General features: G+C 65.1%; 1 protein-coding gene. It reads right to left on the bottom strand.

Annotation, left to right across the window (positions count from 1 at the left end):
* Positions 1–56: 56 nt before the first annotated feature.
* Positions 57–1,159: hypothetical protein (locus HPC46_RS34475; protein ID WP_179476446.1), on the bottom strand; the 1,103-nt coding region annotated here is incomplete at its 5' end.

The following is a 1,159-nucleotide window of genomic DNA, read 5'->3' as shown; positions in this document are numbered from 1 at the left end:
ACCACCAAGCAGCCGCCGAAACCCTGCGCCGAACCACCACCGGCAACCGCCAACAACTACACTGACCGCTGCTCACAGGTGAGGAATTTCGGCGAGCACACCTGAGGACTTTCGACGAGCGCGATCACGGTGACTAAACCGACTCTCTTAGAACTGATCTGAGGTATCCAACGGTCAGCGAGATTGCCCTTGACGAACGAATAGTCGGCATCGGCGAGCTCCTGTAACGCCGCCGCGGCGGTGCTCTCGGAATTGCCGTTGGTCGGCGCCGCCGGCGACGACGCCACGATCGGGTCGGAGCGGCCCGATGCCCCATTCCTGCTGTGGGTGAAGCCGGAGATCTGTACGCGCAGCGACGCGTTGCCGATGGTTTCCGGCACACGCCAGTACATGCCTGCGGGAAACACGAACTGCTGGTTCTGATTCCCTCCGGATGTCTGCGTGATCGGGTGGGCATCGAGGTTGAACACACCCGACGCGACGTCACGAGAGCCGGCAGTGACGGTCACCACAACCGACGAGCCGGCAAGAGTGTCGGTAGACGAGCAGGATGAATCCAGTGTCGTATTCACCGAGAGCCCATCAGGGGTCATCGTGGCCGACCCGGTCCCCAACAACGTTGTCGCCGTGCAGGCTTGAGTCACGGCCGACGTTGTATTGCCAGCGCCACCTGCGGGAGTGGTTCCGGCAGCGCGCTTTTCCGTGTCATGGCCGCCGCCGAACACGGCGAACCCGATGGCCACCGCCGCGATGACGGTAACCACCACAAGGGCGACAACCAGCGGGGTGCGACTACGCGGTGTCGCGGGACTGACGGCGGGCTTGGGCATCGGCGGCGGGGCCGAGTTGCTGCCATAGGCGGGATAACTCACGGTCGGCGCCGCAGCCCTGGCGCGCTGGTCTCGTCGCGCCGCGCGCTCGTCGTCGATCACACACCATGGACAGCGCTCGAGCTCGATTGGAATCTGATGCCCCCGTGAACAGGTGCTGACGACCACCGCTTGCAGAGCCTGCCGCCACTCCGCTGCCGAGGGGCGGGCAGCGGGGTTGCGAGCTCCCTCGGTGAAGGTCCGGATGAACAACTGCTGGATGGCGAACGGCAGCGAATCCAGTGGTGGCGCCAGCGGATACGTCCGCAGTAACGAGCCCGGCCCACCCG

The sequence above is a fragment of the Mycolicibacterium vinylchloridicum genome (genome assembly GCF_013404075.1).
Lineage (GTDB): Bacteria > Actinomycetota > Actinomycetes > Mycobacteriales > Mycobacteriaceae > Mycobacterium > Mycobacterium vinylchloridicum.
The sequence above is the reverse complement of the archived record's forward strand: the minus strand, read 5'-3'. Positions and strand labels throughout refer to the sequence as shown.